This window comes from Curtobacterium sp. PhB115 (assembly GCF_003752025.1).
Taxonomy (GTDB): Bacteria; Actinomycetota; Actinomycetes; order Actinomycetales; family Microbacteriaceae; genus Curtobacterium.
Map to the genome: position 1 here is coordinate 155,322 of NZ_RJKR01000012.1, position 19,416 is coordinate 174,737.

A 19,416-nucleotide genomic window follows, 5' to 3' on the forward strand; every position below is an offset into this window, starting at 1 on the left:
CGTGGAACCGCGGCCGCTCGCCGAGCTCGTCGACCCGGGTTGGGCGTCGGCGCTGGCGCCCGTCGAGGACGACGTGCACCGGATCGGCGCGTGGTTGCGGGACGAGCACGCCGCCGGACGGCACTCCCTGCCAGCCGGTGCCGACGTGCTCCGTGCCTTCACCACACCGTTCGACGCCGTGAAGGTCCTGGTCGTCGGCCAGGACCCGTACCCGACGCCCGGACACCCGATCGGGTTGTCCTTCGCGGTCGACCCGGCGGTCCGGCCGGTACCGCGCAGCCTCGCGAACATCTACAAGGAGCTCGCCACCGACGTCGGGGTCGCGCCGCCCGTGCACGGTGACCTCCGTGCCTGGTCGGATCAGGGTGTCCTGCTGCTCAACCGCGTGCTGACCGTGCAGGCCGGTGACGCTGGCAGCCACCGCGGCAAGGGCTGGGAGGCCGTCACGGACCAGGCCGTCCGGGCGCTCGTGGCCCGGGGGACCCCGCTCGTCGCCGTGTTGTGGGGTGCGCAGGCCGGCTCGGTGCGTCCGCTCCTCGGCGACACCCCGGTGGTGGCGTCCGCACACCCGAGTCCGCTGAGCGCGTCGCGGGGGTTCTTCGGCAGCCGCCCGTTCTCGCAGGTGAACGCCCTGCTCGAGGCGCAGGGTGCGGAACCGGTCGACTGGGCACTGCCCGCGGAATAGGCTCGGCACCGTGCTCGAGGAGGAATACCAGCGACGGCGGGTCCTGCCGCGACACCTGCGTGCCCGGCCGGCGAGCGAGACGGCCTTCGAGTACCGCATCCGTGCCGCCGAGCCGAGCGACCTGCCCGACGTGCGCGAGATCCACACCCACTACGTCCGGAACTCGTCGGTGACCTTCGACCCGTCGGCGTTCACGTTCGCCGCGTGGAAGAAGCGCTACGACGACATCCGGAAGCGGAAGCTGCCGTTCCTGGTCGCCGAGAACCCCGCCGGGCACATCCTCGGCTACGCCCTGGTCGACGCGTGGAACCCGCGGGACCGGTCGAACCGGGTCGTCGAGGACTCGATCTACCTCGGTGCGGCGTCCGGCGGCAAGGGCCTCGGACGGGCGCTCATGGAGGCGTTGCTCGACGAGTGCCGGTCCGCCGGGGTGCGCGAGGTCGTCGCCGTGATCGCCGACCGCCAGGCCGAGGCCTCGATCCGCCTGCACGAACGGCTCGGCTTCGAGGAGGTCGGCCGGATGGGCAAGGTCGGCTACAAGTACGACCGCTGGCTCGGCACCGTCACGATGCGGCTGCGCCTGCGCGGTCCCCGGCTCTTCACGCGCAGCGTGCGTCGCTGACGCGGGAACCACCGGACTGGAGGCCCGTGGCGACGCCGCCACGGGCCTCCAGTCCGGTGTGGGGTCGCGTCAGCCTGCCGGGGCCTCGGTGATGAACTCGTCGCGCGTGATGCGGACCAGTTCCGCGGCGGCGGCTGCGGCCGCAGCCGCGTCGCCGTCGACGAGCGCCCGTCCGACGGCCTCGTGCCGGAGTGCGGCCTCGCGCGTCCAGCGGGTGATGGTGTCGCGGGACTCGGACGTGCGGGTGCGGAGGAGCGCCTCGACGGTTCCGGCGAAGTGGGCGAAGACCGCGTTGCCGGAGCCGGTGAGCAGGGCGGTGTGGAAGCGGACGTCGGCTTCGAGGTAGGCGCGGCTGTCCTCGCGGGAGCAGGCGTCGAGCATGTCCTCGGCGGCGCGGAGCACCGCGCGTGCACCGGCACCGGCACCGGCACCGCTGCCGCTCGCTGTGAGTGACGCCGCGACGGGCTCGACGCCGAGCCGGAGTTCCAGCAGCTCACGCTGCTGCTCGAAGTACGAGGGGGAGGCGCCGCGCCACCGGATGACCGTCGGCGCGAGGAGTTCCCACGACCCGATACCGAGCACCTGCGTGCCGACGCGCTGCCGGGGTTCGACGAGTCCGAGCGACTGGAGGACCCGCAGTGCCTCGCGGACGACGGACCGCGACACACCGAACTCGGCGGCGACGAGTTCCGGCCGGACCACTGCTCCCTGCGCGAGCTCGCCGTCGACGATGCGCTGCCCGAGCGTGTCGAGCACGTGGGCGTGGAGACCTCGTCCGGTCGGCATCGTTCCTCCATGCAGTACGCATCGCGCGATCGCGTGACGTCGGGTCCATCGAATCGGCAGACTGCTCCGGAGGACGGGTGGCGCGCGGTGGATCGTCGTATAGTCTGATTAATCAGATTATTGAGGGTCGACGCACCGAGCGCCAGACCGCCCTCGACACGAAGGCGACGGAGCCGCGCGGCAGCGGCTCCAGGAAGGGGCCCTGATGCCTCACGCTCTCCCGGATCACCTGGGCACGGTCCGTGCCGCCGGCAGCGTTCTCGCTGCCGGCACCGAGACGGTCGACCCGTCCGGTCCGATCCCGCAGCTGATCATCGCGGCGCTGCTCGGCATCGTCGTGATCATCGTCCTCATCACGTGGTTGAAGGTGCACCCCTTCATCGCGCTGACCATCGGCGCCCTCGGGGTCGGCATCGGTGCCGGCCTCGCACCCGACAAGGCGGTGACGAGCTTCGGCGTCGGCTTCGGCGCGACGATGACGAGCGTCGGCATCCTGGTCGGCCTCGGGTCGATGTTCGGCAAGATGCTCGTCGACTCCGGCGCCGCGGACCGGGTCGTGGACACCCTCGTCCGCAAGTCGTCGAAGGCCGCGCTGCCCTGGACGATGGCGCTCATCGGGGCCCTGATCGGGCTGCCGATGTTCTTCGAGGTCGGCCTCGTGTTGTTGATCCCGATCATCGTCCTCGTCGCCAAGCGCAGCGACGTCCCGATCATGAAGATCGCCGTCCCCGCCCTCGTCGGGCTGTCGACGATGCACGCGTTCGTCCCGCCGCACCCCGGCCCGCTGGTCGCGATCTCCACCGTCGGCGCGAACCTCGGGACGACCCTCGCGTTCGGCATCGTCCTCGCGATCCCGGTGATCATCCTGGCCGGCCCGGTCTTCGCGCAGTTCGCGGCGCGCTGGGTCGACATCCCCGCGCCCGACCTGTTCGGTTCCCGCGGTTCGGGCACTGGTTCCGGCTCGGGTTCCGGTTCCCGTGCGGCGTCCGACGACCCGGCCCACGCCGGTCGACAGGCCCGTCGCGGCACCGCGACCCAGGACACGGCGTCGCTGCCGAACGGCAAGAGCGACTTCACCCGCGTCATCAGCGAGCCGCGCAGCCCGTCCTTCACGGTCGCGCTCATCGGCATCCTGCTGCCCGTCGTGCTCATGCTCGCCCAGGCCGTGCGCGAGGCAACCGTGCCCGACGCCGCCGGCTCGTGGGTCAGCCTGCTCGACTTCCTCGGGTCGCCGATGATCGCCATCGGCATCGCCGCCGTGTACGCCATGATCTTCTTCGCGATCGGCGGCGGCATGGACCGCTCAGCGGTGGCGAAGTCGCTCGAGAGCGCACTGCCGCCCGTCGCCGGGGTGCTCCTCATCGTGGGTGCCGGTGGTGGCTTCAAGCAGGTCCTCATCGACACCGGCATCGGCGGCGTGATCGCCGACGCGGTCAAGGACTCCGGCATCTCGGTGCTGCTCGTGGCGTGGGTCGTGTCGGCGCTCGTCCGCGTGGCCACCGGGTCCGCCACCGTCGCCACGGTCACCGCGGCCGGCATCATGGCCCCGATCGCGCAGGACCTGTCCTCGCCGGTCGTCTCGCTGCTCGTGCTCGCGATCGGCGCCGGATCCGTGTTCCTGTCGCACGTCAACGACGCCGGCTTCTGGCTCGTCAAGGGCTACCTGAACACCACCGTCGGCCAGACCTTCAAGACCTGGACGGTCCTCGAGTGCCTCATCTCGGTGTTCGGTCTGCTCGGTGTGCTGCTCGCGGGGGTGTTCATCCATTGAGCGAGTCGTCCGCCACCGCGCCCGACGCAGCCCTCGACGCCCGCGTCCTGGTCGTGATGGGCGTCTCCGGGTCCGGCAAGTCCACCGTCGCGGCGATGGTCGCCGAACGACTCGGGTGGGAGTTCGCCGAGGGGGACTCCATGCACCCGCAGGCCAACGTCGACAAGATGCACGCCGGGACCCCGCTCACCGACGAGGACCGCTGGCCGTGGCTCGACGTCGTCGCCGGCTGGATCCGCGGGCACCTCGAGGCCGGCACCAACGGGGTCGTGACCTGCTCGGCGCTGAAGCGGTCCTACCGCGAGGTGCTCCGGGCACCCGGCGTCGTGTTCGTGCACGTCGCCGGGGACGGCGCGCTGATCGAGGCCCGCATGAGCTCGCGGTCGGGGCACTTCATGCCCACGTCGCTCCTCTCCTCGCAGCTCGCGACCCTCGAGCCGCCGCAGCCCGACGAGGCGCACGTCACCGTCACCGCCGACCGCACCCCAGAGGCCGAGACGGACGAGGTGCTCGAGCTGCTCGGGCTGGGCTGAGGGTCGGTCGGTCCCCGGCACGATGGCCGGCACGGCCATCGACGACTCGCTCTCGCGCCTCGCAGGTTCGCCGACCGCTCAGCCGACCGCACCGTCAGCGCCGGCCGGCTGCCAGAGCTGCAGACCGTTCCCCTCGGGGTCGACCAGGTTCGCGAAGCGCCCGTTCGGGTAGGCCGCGGGGTCGACGTCCACGGTGGTGCCGGCCCGTCGCAGTTGCTCGACCATCCGGTCGAGTGACTCGACGCGCAGGGTGACGGACCACCGTGCCGTGGTCGTGGCCAGGTGCGGGGAATCGGCGTCCATCGGACCGAAGACGGTCGGACCGGCCTGCTGCCGCCACGACGACGTCTCGTAGTCGCCGGGCGGGGCGTCGATGCCGAGGTGGTCGGCGTACCAACGCGACAGCTCGTCGGGGTGCTCAGCCGCGAAGAAGAACCCGCCGATCCCCGTGACCTTCTCCATGGCCGCAGTGTGCCACGTCGGGGCGCCCCGAGGTCAGCGGAAGCGGATCGCGGTGCCGACCGGTAGTTCGGCGAGGGTGTGCGTCATCGCGGCGGAGATCCGGACGCAGCCGTGCGAGCTGCCGGTGGGGTCCGGGTAGTAGTGCAGCGCGGTGAGCGCCGCGTTGCCGCCGTACGACGGGATGCGCGACGAGTGCGCGCCGGTGAGGATGATCGGGTTGCCCTGCGTGTACGCCACGCGGGTGTCGACGTACGAGGCTTCGACGTACGTGGCGGTGTCGACCGGGGTCGGGTCCTCATCGGTGCCGAGCCGCGCGGTCTCGGTCGCGGTGACCTCGCCGCTCTTGGTGACGACGGACACGGTGCTCGCGGCGACGTCCACCTCGACCATGCGGTCGGTGGCGGCGACGGTGAAGTCCGCCGCACGCGCCCAGGCGAAGGTCGCACTCGGTGCGTCCGGGTCGCCGCCGTCGCCGGGCGTGCGGTTGCGGGCCGGCGTCGAGACGAGCAGCATCCCGCCGTCGGCTCCGGGGGAGCGTCCCCACACGGCGGTGGCGGCCGGCAGGTCGATCGTCGAGACCAGGTGGGAGAGCGTCGCGACCGGACGGGCCCGGGAGGACGGGCTGGCGTAGAGGGCCACGAGGTCGTGGCGCGGGGTGGCGATCAGCCAGGTGTCCTCCGGCGTGACCGACGCCCCGTCGAGCAGCTCGGGGACGACGGCGTCGTGGTACGCCAGGGGCAGGGCGGCCAGCGTCGCGGCGGACGGGGCGGCGGGGACCGCTCGGAGCGTCGGCGTGGGTGTCGGCGTCGGGGTGGGACTCGTCGTGGTGGTGCGTGCCGCTCGGGTCGGTCCGGGATCGCCGGGCGCCGTGGTCAGTCCGACCACGATGCCGGCCGCCGCGAGCAGCGCTGCCCCGCCGGCCACCGCCGCCCAACCCCGGCGACGCATCAGCGTTCCGTGACCCGGCCGGCCTCGACCCGCCACTGCCGGTCGAGCCGGACGGTGTCGAGCATGCGGCGGTCGTGGGTGACGAGCAGGAGCGTGCCCTCGTAGGACTCCAACGCCTGCTCGAGCTGTTCGATGGCGGCGAGGTCGAGGTGGTTGGTGGGTTCGTCGAGCACGAGCACGTTGACCCCTCGGGCCTGCAGCAGCGCGAGGCCGGCACGGGTGCGCTCGCCGGGGGACAGCGCCGAGGCCGCGCGCGCGACGTGGTCAGCCTTCAGCCCGAACTTCGCCAGCAGGGTGCGGACCTCGGCGGTGGTGTACTCGGGCACCAGCGCCTCGAACGCGTCGGCGAGCGGCTGGTCACCCGTGAACGCGGCGCGGGCCTGGTCGATCTCGCCGATCGCGACGGCGCTGCCGAGTGACGCGGTACCGGTGGTCGGTGCCTGCTTGCCGAGGAGTGCGCGGAGGAGCGTGGACTTGCCGGCGCCGTTCGGGCCGGTGATCCCGATCCGGTCGCCGCCGTCGACCTGCAGCGACACCGGCCCCAGGGTGAAGTCGCCCTGCGTGAAGGTGGCGTCGGCCAGGGTGGCGACGACCGCTGACGACCGGGGTGCCGCGCCGATCGTGAACTCGAGCTGCCACTCCTTGCGGGGCTCCTCGACCTCGTCGAGCCGCGCGATGCGGGACTCCATCTGCCGGACCTTCTGCGCCTGCTTCTCGCTCGACTCCGAGGCCGCGCGACGACGGATCTTGTCGTTGTCGGGGTTCTTCTTCATCGCGTTGCGGACGCCCTGGCTGGACCACTCCCGCTGGGTGCGGGCACGCGAGACGAGGTCGGCCTTGGTGGCGGCGAACTCGTCGTAGGCGTCGCGCTTGTGCTGGCGTGCGACGGCGCGCTCCTCGAGGTAGGAGTCGTAGCCGCCGCCGAACAGCCGGTGCGAGTTCTGCGCGAGGTCGAGTTCGAGGACGGCGGTCACGGCCCGGCCGAGGAACTCACGGTCGTGGCTGACGAGGACGACCCCACCGCGGAGCCCCCGGACGAACTGCTCGAGCCGATCGAGCCCGTCGAGGTCGAGGTCGTTCGTCGGCTCGTCCAGCAGCACGACGTCGAACCGGGACAGCAGCAGGGCAGCGAGTCCGACCCGTGCGGCCTGCCCGCCGGAGAGCGCCGTCATCAGGGAATCCGGGCCGACGCCGTCGACGTCGGTGCCCACCTCGAGCCCGAGGTCGGCCAGGACGGCGGGGATGCGGTCCTCGAGGTCCGCGGCGCCGGCGGCGAGCCAACGGTCGAGCGCGACCGAGTACCGGTCGGCGGCAGCGTCACCGGCGTCCGGGTCTCCGAGGGCGGCAGCGGTGGCGTCCATGACAGCCGTGGCCTCGGCGCACCCGGTCCGTCGACCGATGTAGCCCGCGACGGTCTCGCCCTCGACCCGCTCGTGCTCCTGCGGCAACCAGCCGACGAAGGCGTCCCGCGGTGACAGCGAGACGGTCCCGGCAAGGGGTTCGTCGACCCCGGCGAGCAGCCGGAGGAGCGTGGACTTGCCGGCACCGTTCACGCCGACGAGGCCGATCACGTCACCGGGGGCGACCGTGAGGTCGAGCCCCTCGAACAGTGTGCGGGCGGCGTAACCGCCGGAGAGGCCCTTGGCGACGAGCGTGGCGGTCATGCCCCAATCGTCCCATCTCGGCGGGCCCCGACGATCCGGAAGCGGATCGCGTCGCCGGGGCGGAGCTGCGCGGCACGGTCGACCGACGCCGGGGTGAGGACGGCGACGACCGGGTAGCCGCCGGTGACCGGGTGGTCGGCGAGGAACACCACCGGGGAGCCGGTCGGTGGGACCTGCAGCGACCCGGTCTCGACGCCCTCGCTCGGGAGTTCACGGGTGACGGTGCGTCGGAGGGGCTCGGCGCCCTCGGTCCGGACCCCGACCCGGTCGCTGTCGGTGCCGACGCGGTACTCCTGGCCGGTCAGCACCCGGTGCCAGTCCTCGGTGAACCAGTCGTCGCGCGGACCCGCGGTGACCTCGAGCACCGTGGGCTCCCACGGTCGGGGGAGCAGCGGGGGTGCGACCGCGTCGACGATCGGCCACCCGGCAGCATCCGAACCGACCGGCAGCACGTCCCCGGCGGCCACCGGCGCCGGACCGAGCTGCGCGAGCGTGTCCCACGAGCGGCTGCCGAGGACCGGCTCGACCGCGAACCCACCGCGGACGGCGAGGTACACCCGGAGGCCCGACGCGGGCGCGCCGACGTGCAGGGTGTCGCCCGGAGCAAGGGTGAGCACCTCGAACGCGGCCGCGCCGCGGACGCTCCCGTCTGCCCGCGTGACGGACACCGGACAGGCCGCTCCGGCCGTGGCGGCGACCACGTGCGCGTCCGTGCGCAGCGAGACGGAGCCGAGCAGTGCCTCCAGGACGGCCGCTTCGGGGAGGTTCCCGACCATGCGGTTGGCGAGCGCCGCGGATCCTTGGTCGGCGGCGCCCGCCGCTCCGAGGCCGACGTCACTGAACCCGGGGCGACCTAGGTCCTGCACGGACGCTCCGGGGCCGGCGCGGACGACGGTGAGCGCACTCATGCTGGACGGGCCTCGACGAAGCGGATCCGGGTGCCGGCCGGTGCCAGTGCCGGCTCGGTGCGGTCGAGGGACCACATCGCGACGTCGGTGCGGCCGATCAGCTGCCAGCCGCCGGGCGACGTGCGCGGGTAGACGGCGCTGAACTCGCCGGCCAGGGCGACGGCGCCGCTCGGGACCCGGGTGCGAGCGGTGGGGTGCCGCGGGACGTCGAGCGAGGGTTCCGTGCCGGTGAGGTACGCGAAGCCCGGTGCGAACCCGCAGAAGGCACTCGTCCAGACCTGACCGGTGTGCCACGCCACGAGCGCTCGGGCGCTCCGGCCCGTCGCACGGGCGACGGCGTCGAGGTCCTCGCCGTCGTAGGTGACCGGGATGACGAGCGGGTCGGTGCGCACAGCCGCGGTGTCGACGACCGGTTCGACGTGGTCGAGTGCGGAGTGCACGCGCAGCGCCCCGGTGACGGCGGGGTCGAACCGGACGAGGAGCGTCCGGGCGCCGGAGACCACCTCGGTGACGCCGGGGACGACGGTGGCGGTGAGACCGGCGCGGAACGCGACCGTGTCGGCGAGGGTGGGGAACGTGACGAGGAGCGCTGCGGTGCCGGCGGCACGGACGTCGAGGGTGCCGGGGGCGCTGGGGGTACCGGGGGCGCCGGGGGCGCCGGGGGCGCCGGGGGCGCCGGGGGCGCTGGGGGTGCCGGGGGCGCTGGGGGTGCCGGGGGCGCCGTCGAGCTCCGTCACGGTGCCGGCGGGGCGAACGGGGCGATCTCGATGCCCCGCTCCGTCAGCAGCGACCGGATCGCCCGGGCCGTCTCGACCGCCCCGGGGGAGTCCCCGTGCACGCACACCGACTCGGCGGCCACCCGGATCTCCGACCCGTCGACCGCGGTCGCGACACCCTCGGTGACGATCCGCAGCACCCGCTCCGCGACCACGTCCGGGTCGTGCAGCACTGCACCCGGGCGGCTCCGCGACACCAGGGACCCGTCGGGCTCGTAGGCACGGTCCGCGAACGCCTCGGCGACGGCACGGAGCCCGTGTGCTCCGGCAGCGCGGAGCAGCTCGGACCCCGGCAACGCCAGGACCGCGAGCGTCGGATCGACGTCGGCGACCGCCCGGACCACCACGTCCGCCTGCACCGGGTCCGCACACGCCGTGTTGTACAGCGCACCGTGTGGCTTCACGTAGGTCACGGCCGTCCCCGCCACCCGCGCCGCGGCGACGAGGGCGCCGAGCTGGTGGACGACGTCGGCGTACAGCTCGTCGGGCGTGACGTGCACGAGCCGACGGCCGAAGCCCGCCAGGTCCCGGTACGCGACGTGCGCCCCGACCGACACACCCCGCGCCGCCGCCGCCCGCGCGGTGGCGAGCATGATCACCGGATCGCCGGCGTGGGCCCCGCACGCGACGTTCGCGCTCGACACCACGTCGAGCATCGCCGTGTCGTCGCCCGCCGTCCAGGCACCGAAGCCCTCGCCGAGGTCGCTGTTGAGGTCGATCGTCGTCACGCACGCTCCCTGTCGTCGGCTGGCCCGATCACAACCTACCGACCCGGGTGTCCGTAGCGTGGGCGGCATGACCACCACCACCGTCCTCGTCGCCGGCGCCACCGGGGACCTCGGTGGACGCATCGTCGCCGCGCTCCTGCAGCACGACACACGCGTCCGCGTCCTCACCCGTCCAGGCAGCGGGGCCGCCGACCGGCAGTACGGCGGCACCGGCACAAGCACGAGCACCGGCACGGGCACCGGCGCCGGAACCGGCACGGGCGCCGGCACCGGCGCGGACGTGCCGGCCGACCGCGTCGACGTCGTCACCGCCGACTACTCCGACCACGCCGCCCTCGTGTCGGCGCTCGCCGGGGTCGACGTCGTCGTCTCCGCCGTCAGCGGCACCCGGGCCGTCATCGTGGACGCACAACGTGCCCTGCTCGCCGCCGCGGTCGAGGCCGGTGTGCAGCGCTTCATCCCCTCCGACTACGCCGCGGACTACCGGTCCATCACCCCGGGGTCGAACCGCAACTTCGAGCTCCGCCGCGAGTTCGCCGCCGACCTCGACGCCGCCCCGATCCGCGCGACCTCGGTGCTGAACGGTGCGTTCACCGACATGCTCACCGGGCAGGCGCCGATGATCCTGTTCGACCGCCGCCGGGTGCTCTACTGGTCGTCCGCTGACCAGGTGCTCGACTTCACCACGAAGGACGACGTCGCCAGGGTGACCGCCCTCGTCGCGCTCGACCCCGGTGCACCCCGCGTCGTCGAGGTCGCGGGGGACCGGGTCACCGCACGGCAGATCGCCGCGACGTTGTCCCGCCTGACGGGTACGACCTTCCGCCTGCAGTGGGCGGGGACCGTCGGCACGTTGTCCGCGATGGCGAAGGTCGGACGGCGGCTGTCGAAGGACGACGACGAGCCGTTCCCGGCGTGGCAGGGGATGCAGTACTTCGTCAGCATGTTCAGCGGCGAAGCGGAACTCCACCACGTCGACGACGAGCGGTACGGTGAGCACCACTGGACGACCGTGCGGGACGTGCTCGCCGCGCACCTCGGCGTCTGAGATCCGCCCGACGGGAGACCGCCCCGCCGGCCGCCGAGAGGGATGCGATGCCGCACACGACCTGCCACATGTCCGTCTCGCTCGACGGGTTCGCCGCCGGACCCGACCAGAGCATCGACCACCCGCTGGGTGTCCGCGGCCACGAGCTGCACGGCTGGCACATGGGCGACCCCCGCGCCACCGACGCCGATGCGCTCGCCGTCTCCTGGCTGATGCGTCCGCGGGGCGCGTACGTGATGGGCCGCAACATGTTCGGTCCGGTCCGCGGCGAGTGGGACGGCGACTGGCAGGGCTGGTGGGGTGACGAGCCGCCGTACCACGCGCCCGTGTTCGTGCTCACGCACCACCCGCACGACCCGATCGAGCTGGCCGGCGGCACCACCTTCCACTTCGTCACGGACGGTTTCGACGCGGCGTACGGACGAGCGAGCGAGGCCGCCCGGACCGGCGGTGGGGACGACGGCGTCGACATCGCCGGCGGTGCCTCCACGGTCCGCCAGGCCCTCGCGACCGGGGTGGTCGACGAACTGACCCTCGACATCGCGCCGGTGCTGCTCGGCTCCGGGGAGCGGATCTTCGGCGAGGTCGGCACCGGCGGCATCGGCACGTTCGGCTTCGAGCCCGTCGAGGTGCTGCACTCCCCGCTCTCGACGCACATCCGGTACCAGCGTGTCGGGACCACCGCCGCCTAGGCTCGGGAACCGTGTTCGAACTCCACCACCTCACGGCGCAGGAACTCTGGGACTGGATCCGTCGGGGTGAGGTGACGGCGCGCGAGGTGACCGATCACTTCCTGTCCCGCATCGAACGCCTGGACCGCGGGCTCGGCGCCTTCGTGACGCTGACGCCGGACGCCGCGCGCTCGAGGGCCGACCGTCTCGGCGACCTGGTGCCGACGTCCAGACCGTTGTGGGGCCTCCCGTCCGCCGACAAGGACCTGTACGACCGCGCCGGGGTCCCCACGCGCAGCGGCACCACGAGCCTGCCGGAGCGGCCAGCGTCGGGTGACCACGCGCTCGTCGCGGCCCTCGACGAGGCCGGCACGGTCAGCCTCGGCAAGACGGCGTCGCCGGAGTTCGGCATGTCCTCGTCGTCGGAGACCCGCTTCGGCGTGACCCGGAACCCGTACGACACCGCGCGCGCGCCCGGAGGCTCGTCGAGCGGAGCCGCCGTCGCGGTCGCAGCCGGACTGCTGCCCGCCGCGGTCGGGTCGGACGGCGGCGGCTCGGTCCGGATACCCGCCGCCGCGACGGGACTCGTCGGCCTGAAGCCCAGTCGGGGCCGGGTGCCGTCGATGCCCGGACGCTCCGGTGTCGGTGGGCTCTCCGTCGCCGGGCCGCTCACCCGGACCGTCGCGGACGCGGGCATGCTGCTCGACGCCCTCGTGATGCCGGCCGGGCTGCCGGAACCGTCGCCGTACGCGCTGGTCACCCCCGAGGTCGGCGAGGGACCGTTCACCGCCGCGGCCGTCCGTGGCGAGGGACGCTTCGTCGTCGGGCTGCTCGACGGCTCCCCGTGGGACGACACCGTCGACGTGGTCGTCGACCCCGCGGCCCGTGCCGCCGTCGAGACGGCCGTGCGGGTGCTGGGCGAGGTGGGCCACGGCGTCGAGGACGTCCCGATGCCCCGCGTGCCGTACGCCGACGCCTTCCGGGTCGCCTGGGAGAGCTCGGCTGCTCGGCTGCCACAGGTGCCCGGGATCGACCTGTCGGCGCTCACGCCGCTCGTGTCCTGGCTCGTGGCGCGCGGGCAGGCGCTGACCGGGACGCAGGTCCTCGACGCGATGACGGCGCTCGACACCTTCTCGGCGGCGCTCATCGGTGCCTTCGACTGGTTCGACGCGGTCCTCACGCCGACGCTGGCGCTCACCCCGCGACCGCTCGGCTGGTACGGCGACGACCCGGAGGAGGACTTCCGTCGCCAGTGCGCCTACTCGCCGTGGACGTCGATGGCGAACGTCGCGGGACTCCCGGCGATCACGTTGCCGGTCGGGGTCACCGCCGACGACCATCCAGACGGCGCCGGGTTGCCGATGGGCGTGCAGCTCATCGGGCGGCCCGGTGGCGAGCGGGTCCTGCTCGCGATCGGCGCGCAGCTCGAGCGCCGGTTGCGGTGGCAGCGGCGGCATCCGGCAGCCTGGACCGCGTAGCGCGGGGGCGCGGGGCGGGTGCGGCCGGCGCGGGGGCGGGCGCGGCCGGTCGATGCGTGTGCATCCTGCGACAGAACACGTGCAGATCGACGCGTGGTTCGTCGCACGATGCGCACACATCGGATGCGGGTGCATGCGTCGACGGAACACCTCGCGATCGACACGTGGTTCGTCGCTTCGTACGCGCGCATGCGTCCGCAGCGCACGTGCGGCCCGCAATGCACCCAACGGCGGCCGGGAGGCACGGTGCCAGCTGGCACCGTGCCTCCCGGCCGGTGGGTGGTGACGTCCTCAGGACTGCTTCTCGATGGCTTCGGAGTACTCCCGGCGCATCTTGTCACCAGCGGCCGAGGTCCACGTCGCCACGCCGGCCTTGACCTTCGCCAGGTTGGTGCGCCCGAGGACGTAGTCGTTGCAGACGCTGTTGAACGCCTGGTTCGCGGACTGCGTCGAGGTCGCCGAGGGGGAGTAGAACCCGTCGACGGGGTTCTTCACGAGCATGTCCTGCGTCGCGACCTGCCACTTGTGCGACTGCCGGAGCTGCTCGTCGATGCGCTTCGCGGTGTTGAGGACCTGCGGACCGGCACCGAGGCGGTAGAGCGCACTCGCGTTGATCATCTGCTCGCCGGCCGTGGTGAGCACCGCGTCCGGACCGCTGCCGGTGTAGTGCACGTTCTCCTTGCCGTGGGTGAGCGTGAACGCCTCTCGCGATCCGAACGGTGCGGAGAGGTAGTCGATCAGGCGGAGCTGTGCCTTGATGCGCTCCGGCGAGGTCTTCTTCAGGGCGGCGAACGAGAAGCTCGAGGTGCCCTGGTAGTTGGCACCCTTGCCGCCCTCGGCACCGAACGGCACGATGCCACCGGTCACGACGCCCTTCGGCATGGTGACGTCGAGCATCGCGGAGATGCCGTCGAGGTGCATCATGACGGTGCCGTTGTTGATGTACGTCTTCGCCTTGGCGCTCTCGAGGCTCGGGGTGTCCGGGTGGTAGACCCCGAGGTTCCAGAGCTTCTTGACGTAGCTGAGCGTCTCGAGCCAGGCGTCGGTCTCGTTCTTGTGCGTGAGCGTCCCGCCCTTCGACATCGACCACTGGTTCGGGACGCCGAACGCCGCACCGATGAAGTCGTACGCCCAGTCGACGCCGCTCGCGCCTCCGCCGCCGGCGATCGCGTACCGCCCGGCCTTGGCGTCGGTGACGGCGGTGCAGAGCTCGGTGAAGTCGTCCTTGTCCTTCGGCGCCGGGGCCTCGCCGGTGCGCTGCTCGATCAGGTCCGGCCGGCAGATCATCACGGACCCGAACGGCGGTCGGTGCTCGGGGACGCCGTAGATCTTGCCGTTGATGCGGGCGCTCCGCCACGACGCCGTGGGGATGTTCGCGAGGTTCGGGTAGTCCTTCACGGCGTCGCCGGAGAGGTGTTCCGACAGGTCCGAGAACTTCGCGTCGAGCAGCTGCGGGAACCGCGGGGGCATCGCGAAGGTCAGGAACTCGACGATCGACGGGATGTCGTTGCCCGCCGTCATCGTGGCGAACTTCGTGTCGAACGAGTCCCCGGGCACGAACGTCAGGTCGTACTCGGTGTTCGTCAGACCACCGATGTAGTCGAGGAAGCTGTTGTTCGCGGGGGGCGGGGCGGCGTAGGTGACGACGAACCCGGTGGTCTCCTCACCGTCGCCGACCTTGCCGGTCACCGAGGTGAACAGCTCGCTGTCCTTCGGGTACGAGTAGTAGACGGGCTGGACGATGTCGTTGCCGGGCAGGTCCGGCTTCGGGCCCTTCGTGATGGGCACGTAGGTCGGCAGTGCGGCGACCGTGTCCGAGATCGTCGCGGCGTTGCCACCGGTGGAGCAGCCGGTCAGGCTGCCGGAGGCACCGAGGGCGACGAGCCCGAAGGTGGCGCCCGAGATGAGGGTCCGGCGGCTGAGCGTGCCGGTGGTCGTGTCGGTCATGGCTTCTCCCTTGAAGCGTTGCTGGGACGGGTGTGCTTGGCGGGGCCGTGTCAGCCCTGGACGGGGCCGTGTCGCCCCTGACGGGGCCGTGTCGCCCCTGACGGGGCCGTGTCAGCCCTTGACGGCGCCGGTCAGGACGCCCTTGGTGAGGTGGCGCTGGACCAGCGGGTAGGCGGCCAGGATCGGGATGATCGCGATCATCACGACGGCCATCTGGATCGACTCCGACGGCGGCTGCATCGTGGCGTCCGACCCGGCGCCGGACACCAGGTTCGAGCCCTGCAGGACGTAGGTGCGGAGCACCAGCTGCAGCGTCCACTTCGTGGAGTCCGACAGGTACAGCAGGGCGTTGAAGAACGCGTTCCAGTACCCGACCGCGTAGAACAGGCCGACGACGGCGATCACCGCGCGGGACAGGGGGAGCACGAGCTGCCAGAGGATGCGGAACTCCCCGGCGCCGTCGATCTTCGCGCTGTCGACGAGTTCCTGCGGGATGCTCATCATGAAGCCGCGGACGACCACCATGTTGAACACGCTGAACGCGCTCGGCAGGATCAGCGCCCAGTAGTTGTCGAGCAGGCCGAGCTGCTTCACCATCAGGTACAGCGGGATCATCCCCGGTGCGAACAGGAACGTGATGAGCACGAAGGTCAGCAGCGGCCGCTGGAACAGCGACCCCTGCCGGCTCAGCGCCCATGCGGCGAGGACCGTCGACGCCAGGCTGATCGCGGTGCCGACGACGGTGACGAGCAGGGTGACGACGACGGCGCGGGTGACCACCCCGCCGGACAGGATCTGCACGTAGGCGGACAGGTCGAACGACCGCGGCCACACGACGTAGCCGCCGGCGGCGGTGATGTCGGCCTGGCTCGACACGCTCGTCGAGAAGACGATGAGGAACGGGAACAGCACCACGGCGAGGATCAGGACGATCGCGACCGACTTCAGTGCGAGGACGACGGGCTTCGGCTTTCCGGCCCAGACCGGACGGGCGATGGTGCTCATGATCGCGAATACACTCCCTGCTCACCGAGCATGTGGGCGGCCTTGTTCGCCGCCATGATCAGGACGAAGCCGACGAGCCCCTTCACGAGCCCGACCGCGATGCCGGCGGACCAGTTCCCGTCGACGACCCCGTGGTAGTAGACGTACGTGTCGAGGACTTCGGCAGCGTCCGCGCCCACCGCGTTCCGTTGCAGGATGATCTGCTCGAACCCGACCGACAGGGCCTCGCCGAGCCGCAGGATGAGCAGCAGCACGATGATGGGACGGATCCCCGGCAGGGTGACGTGCCAGAACCGGCTCCACACCCCCGACCCGTCGATCGCCGCCGCCTCGTACAGGTTGTCGTCGATCGCGGCCAGCGCGGCGAGGAAGATGATCGTGCCCCAGCCGGCGTCCTTCCAGATCACCTGCGACGTCAGCAGCAGCTTGAACGTCTCCGGGTCGCTCATGATCCCGATGGTCCCCATGTCGAGCTGCCGCAACGCGTGGTTGACGACCCCGCCGGACCCGAGCGACTGCTGGAAGAACCCGACGACGATCACCCACGACAGGAAGTGCGGCAGGTACAGCACCGACTGCACGGTCGCCCGCAGCCACGGCCACACCAGCGAGTGGATGAGGAGCGCCAGGGCGATCGGCACCGGGAAGAACAGGATCAGCTGGATGAACGTGATCTCCAGCGTGTTCACCGTCGCCCGCCAGAAGTCGGGGTCGGCGAACATCACCTGGAAGTTCGTGAACCCGACCCACGGGCTCTCGGAGATCGGGATGTACGGCTGGTAGTCCATGAACGCGATCACGTTGCCGAGCATCGGCACGTACACGAACAGGAGCAGCAGCAGGACCGCCGGCGCCACCATGACGAGCAGCGGGTAGTCACGGCGCAACCGTGCGGTGAACGGGACCTTCCGCGGGGGTGGGACACCGTCCGACCGGGGGGTCCTCGTCTCGGTGGTCGGATCGACCAGCGTCGCGCTCATGTGGCTCCTTTGCTCACGTGGGCTGGGGGTTTCGTCATCCTGTGGCGTCCGTATGATGACGGTCAAGCCGCGGTATTCACCCGCACACGAATCGAACATGGGGAGCAACGATGCACCCGAACAGACGCCAAGAGCGCATCCTCGCGGAGCTGCGCGTCCACGGCACCCTCTCCGCCTCGGACTTCGCCGACCGCGAGGGCATCTCGGCCATGACCGTCCGCCGAGACCTCGCCGAACTCGCCGAACGCGGGCTGGTCCGACGCGTGCACGGCGGCGCCGTGTCCGTCGAGACCCTGCCCACCGCCGGCGCCCCGCACCGACCGGCGCCACGCCCGGCACCGCGCCCGGGCACCGGCGAGCCCGGCAGCGACCCAGGCGGCGCCCTCTTCACCCTCGGTCTCGTCGTCCCCGACCCCGGGTACTACTTCCCGAAGATCGTCGCCGGCGTCGCCGAACGCGCCGAGGCCCTCGGCGGCCGAGTGGTCCTCGGCGTCTCCCGGTACGACCCCGCCCGGGAACGCCAGCAGGTCGAACGGCTCATCGCCGCGGGCGTCGACGGCCTCCTCGTCACCACCACCGTCGCCGACGCCTTCGACACCCTCGCGCTCCTCGACCACGCACCGATGCCCGTCGTCGTCGTCGAACGCTCGGTGGCCGAGGCGCCCGTCGGCTCCGAGCTCGAATCCGTCCGCAGCGACCACGAGGCCGGCGCCGGCATCGCCGTCCGCCACCTCGCCGAACTCGGCCACCGCCGCATCGGGATGGCCGTGTTCGACACCCCCACCACCCCGCAGCTCCGCACCGGCTACGACCGCGCCGTCCGCCAGCTCGGCCTGGAACCAGACGCACCCGTCGAGGTCATCACCGACGGCGACGGCGTCGGCACCGACACACGGGCGTTCATCGAACGCTGCCTCGCCACCGGCACCACCGCCGTCTTCGTGCACTCCGACCACTACGCCGTCGAGTTCGTCGAGACCGTCACCGAGATGGGACTCTCGATCCCGGACGACCTGTCCGTGGTCGCCTACGACGACGAGGTCGCGGCGCTCGCCGACGTCCCCCTCACCGCCGTCGCACCGCCGAAGAACGACGTCGGCCGGTTCGCGGCGACGATGTGCTTCGAACGGATCTCGGCGACGGCACAGGTCGGGTTCGCCCGGCGGCACATGACGCTGACGCCGACGCTGAGCGTGCGCGCCTCCACCGCGGCGGTCGTGTTCGATTCGTGAGCGTTTGCGCTCCCGCACTTGACCACGAACACGGGCCGGCGCTGGCATGGGGAGGCCGTACTCCCGAGAGGAGCCGTTCGACGATGACGTCACGCCCCGTCACACCCCCAGCCACGCCGACCCCGGCCGACCCCGCTCACCGCGCCCCCGTCCCGGTCGGGTTCGTGATGCCGGAGCCGACGTTCACCCGGGTGTTCGACCCGGCAGACCTCGCTGCGCTGCACGCCTCCGGAGCGGTGCGACTCGTCGCCGACCGGCCGCTCGACCCCGACGACCCCTGCGACGCGGCGCTGCTCGGCGACGTCGAGGTGATCGTCACCGGGTGGGGGAGCCCGGTGCTCGACGCGGCTCGGCTCGACCGGATGCCCAGGCTCCGGGCCGTCGTGCACTCCGCCGGTTCCGTGAAGCCCGTGGTCGACACCGACGTCTGGTCCCGCCGGATCGCGGTCACCTCGAGCGCCGCAGCGAACGCCGTGCCGGTCGCCGAGTACACCGTCGCGGTGATCGTCCTCGCCGCCAAGCGCGCGTTCGCGAGCGCCTCCGCACTCCGCAGCGACGAGCGGCCCGACGTCGAGGGGTCGTGGCCGGTCGTCGGCATGCACGGCGTCACCGTCGGGGTCGTCGGAGCGTCCCGCGTCGGCCGGGCCGTGATCGAGCGGCTCCGCGACTACGACGTACGCGTGCTGGTGAGCGATCCGTTCCTCGACGACGACGAGGCCGCGCTCCTCGGCGTCACCGCGGTCGACCTCGGCACGCTCGCCGAGACGAGTGACGTCGTCACCCTGCACGCCCCGCTGTTGCCCACCACCAGGGGGATGATCGACCGGTCGGTGATCGCGCGGATGCGACCGGGGACGACCCTGGTGAACACGGCTCGCGGCGGGATCGTGGACCAGGACGCGCTCGCCGACCGGCTCGAGCGCGGTGACCTCGCCGCCGTCCTCGACGTCACCGAACCCGAGCACCTGCCACCGGACGCACGGCTCCGCTCGACGCCGAACACGTTCATCACGCCGCACATCGCCGGCTCGCTCGGCAACGAACTGCGACGGCTCGCGGAGAACGCAGTCCGCGAGACCATCGCGTTCGCCTCGTCCGGCGCCTTCCTCGACCCGATCGTGCCGGCTGGCTTCGCCGTCCAGGCCTGAGACCCCCACCACCACCCGGAGACC

The 19,416-nt window shown here is 72.1% G+C and carries 19 protein-coding genes; 9 read left to right on the top strand and 10 right to left on the bottom strand.

Translation table 11 applies throughout. The annotated features are described in order from the left end of the window. Position 1: 1 nt before the first annotated feature. Together EDF19_RS17335 and EDF19_RS17340 are read left to right on the top strand one after the other, a co-directional pair. On the top strand, positions 2 to 685 hold the full coding sequence (locus tag EDF19_RS17335; protein WP_123682103.1) for a uracil-DNA glycosylase: 684 nt from the start codon (positions 2 to 4) through the stop codon (positions 683 to 685). A gap of 10 nt (positions 686 to 695) precedes the next feature. Then, positions 696 to 1,307 (top strand): GNAT family N-acetyltransferase, encoded by a 612-nt coding sequence (locus tag EDF19_RS17340; protein ID WP_123682104.1) that lies wholly within the window; start codon positions 696 to 698, stop codon positions 1,305 to 1,307. Between the two features lie 69 nt (positions 1,308 to 1,376). Here the strand turns inward: EDF19_RS17340 and EDF19_RS17345 are convergent, their stop codons facing one another. Beyond that, positions 1,377 to 2,093 (bottom strand): FadR/GntR family transcriptional regulator, encoded by a 717-nt coding sequence (locus EDF19_RS17345; RefSeq protein ID WP_123682105.1) that lies wholly within the window; start codon positions 2,091 to 2,093, stop codon positions 1,377 to 1,379. 205 nt (positions 2,094 to 2,298) lie between these two features. Between EDF19_RS17345 and EDF19_RS17350 the strand changes: the two genes are divergently transcribed. Together EDF19_RS17350 and EDF19_RS17355 are read left to right on the top strand one after the other, a co-directional pair. After that, entirely contained in the window at positions 2,299 to 3,864 is a 1,566-nt protein-coding gene (locus EDF19_RS17350) for a GntP family permease (RefSeq protein WP_123682106.1), read from the top strand. Between the two features lie 56 nt (positions 3,865 to 3,920). Beyond that, positions 3,921 to 4,397: a gluconokinase gene (locus EDF19_RS17355; protein WP_221180695.1), complete on the top strand. Its 477-nt coding sequence runs from the start codon at positions 3,921 to 3,923 to the stop codon at positions 4,395 to 4,397. A gap of 78 nt (positions 4,398 to 4,475) precedes the next feature. Here EDF19_RS17355 and EDF19_RS17360 read toward each other — a convergent pair whose 3' ends face one another. From EDF19_RS17360 to EDF19_RS17385, 6 genes are read right to left on the bottom strand one after another with little or no spacing between them, the layout of a single operon-like run. Then, a complete protein-coding gene (locus EDF19_RS17360) occupies positions 4,476 to 4,859 on the bottom strand; it encodes a VOC family protein (RefSeq protein ID WP_123682108.1) in 384 nt (127 codons plus the stop codon). Between the two features lie 33 nt (positions 4,860 to 4,892). Continuing rightward, the gene (locus tag EDF19_RS17365) at positions 4,893 to 5,807 is read right to left on the bottom strand and encodes a L,D-transpeptidase (RefSeq protein ID WP_148071143.1); all 915 of its coding nucleotides are present in this window, start codon (positions 5,805 to 5,807) and stop codon (positions 4,893 to 4,895) included. Beyond that, on the bottom strand, positions 5,807 to 7,471 hold the full coding sequence (locus tag EDF19_RS17370; RefSeq protein WP_123682110.1) for an ABC-F family ATP-binding cassette domain-containing protein: 1,665 nt from the start codon (positions 7,469 to 7,471) through the stop codon (positions 5,807 to 5,809). The genes EDF19_RS17365 and EDF19_RS17370 overlap by 1 nt, the downstream gene beginning before the upstream one ends. Continuing rightward, a complete protein-coding gene (locus EDF19_RS17375) occupies positions 7,468 to 8,379 on the bottom strand; it encodes a biotin-dependent carboxyltransferase family protein (protein ID WP_123682111.1) in 912 nt (303 codons plus the stop codon). The genes EDF19_RS17370 and EDF19_RS17375 overlap by 4 nt, the downstream gene beginning before the upstream one ends. Continuing rightward, positions 8,376 to 9,116, bottom strand: a complete 741-nt coding sequence (locus EDF19_RS17380; RefSeq protein WP_123682112.1) for an allophanate hydrolase subunit 1 — start codon at positions 9,114 to 9,116, stop codon at positions 8,376 to 8,378. Before EDF19_RS17380 ends, EDF19_RS17375 begins: the two co-directional genes overlap by 4 nt. Continuing rightward, positions 9,113 to 9,883 carry a LamB/YcsF family protein gene (locus tag EDF19_RS17385; protein ID WP_123682113.1) on the bottom strand — a complete coding sequence of 257 codons (771 nt, stop codon included), beginning with the start codon at positions 9,881 to 9,883 and terminating at the stop codon, positions 9,113 to 9,115. Before EDF19_RS17385 ends, EDF19_RS17380 begins: the two co-directional genes overlap by 4 nt. Before the next feature lie 67 nt (positions 9,884 to 9,950). Here EDF19_RS17385 and EDF19_RS17390 point away from each other — a divergent pair, with 67 nt between their 5' ends. Genes EDF19_RS17390 through EDF19_RS17400 form a run of 3 tightly spaced genes read left to right on the top strand, consistent with a single transcriptional unit; the run spans position 9,951 to position 13,080 of the window. Beyond that, positions 9,951 to 10,931 carry an NmrA family NAD(P)-binding protein gene (locus tag EDF19_RS17390; RefSeq protein ID WP_123682114.1) on the top strand — a complete coding sequence of 327 codons (981 nt, stop codon included), beginning with the start codon at positions 9,951 to 9,953 and terminating at the stop codon, positions 10,929 to 10,931. Between the two features lie 47 nt (positions 10,932 to 10,978). Then, positions 10,979 to 11,623, top strand: a complete 645-nt coding sequence (locus EDF19_RS17395; RefSeq protein WP_123682115.1) for a dihydrofolate reductase family protein — start codon at positions 10,979 to 10,981, stop codon at positions 11,621 to 11,623. A gap of 11 nt (positions 11,624 to 11,634) precedes the next feature. Next, positions 11,635 to 13,080, top strand: coding sequence for an amidase (locus EDF19_RS17400; protein ID WP_123682116.1), 1,446 nt, complete (start codon positions 11,635 to 11,637; stop codon positions 13,078 to 13,080). 291 nt (positions 13,081 to 13,371) lie between these two features. On the opposite strand, the gene EDF19_RS17405 is transcribed toward EDF19_RS17400, so the two are convergent. The 3 genes from EDF19_RS17405 to EDF19_RS17415 all read right to left on the bottom strand — a co-directional run bounded on the left by EDF19_RS17405 (position 13,372) and on the right by EDF19_RS17415 (position 17,012). Then, positions 13,372 to 15,027, bottom strand: a complete 1,656-nt coding sequence (locus tag EDF19_RS17405; RefSeq protein ID WP_123682117.1) for an extracellular solute-binding protein — start codon at positions 15,025 to 15,027, stop codon at positions 13,372 to 13,374. Positions 15,028 to 15,138: 111 nt separating this feature from the next. After that, on the bottom strand, positions 15,139 to 16,032 hold the full coding sequence (locus EDF19_RS17410; protein ID WP_123682118.1) for a carbohydrate ABC transporter permease: 894 nt from the start codon (positions 16,030 to 16,032) through the stop codon (positions 15,139 to 15,141). Further along, complete coding sequence (locus EDF19_RS17415) at positions 16,029 to 17,012, bottom strand: sugar ABC transporter permease (RefSeq protein WP_123682119.1); 984 nt, start codon at positions 17,010 to 17,012, stop codon at positions 16,029 to 16,031. The genes EDF19_RS17410 and EDF19_RS17415 overlap by 4 nt, the downstream gene beginning before the upstream one ends. Positions 17,013 to 17,122: 110 nt before the next feature. On the opposite strand from EDF19_RS17415, the gene EDF19_RS17420 reads away from it, so the two are divergent. Then, positions 17,123 to 18,244: a substrate-binding domain-containing protein gene (locus EDF19_RS17420; RefSeq protein WP_123682120.1), complete on the top strand. Its 1,122-nt coding sequence runs from the start codon at positions 17,123 to 17,125 to the stop codon at positions 18,242 to 18,244. An 83-nt stretch (positions 18,245 to 18,327) separates the two neighbouring features. Beyond that, positions 18,328 to 19,392 (top strand): hydroxyacid dehydrogenase, encoded by a 1,065-nt coding sequence (locus tag EDF19_RS17425; protein WP_123682121.1) that lies wholly within the window; start codon positions 18,328 to 18,330, stop codon positions 19,390 to 19,392. Positions 19,393 to 19,416 lie beyond the last annotated feature (24 nt).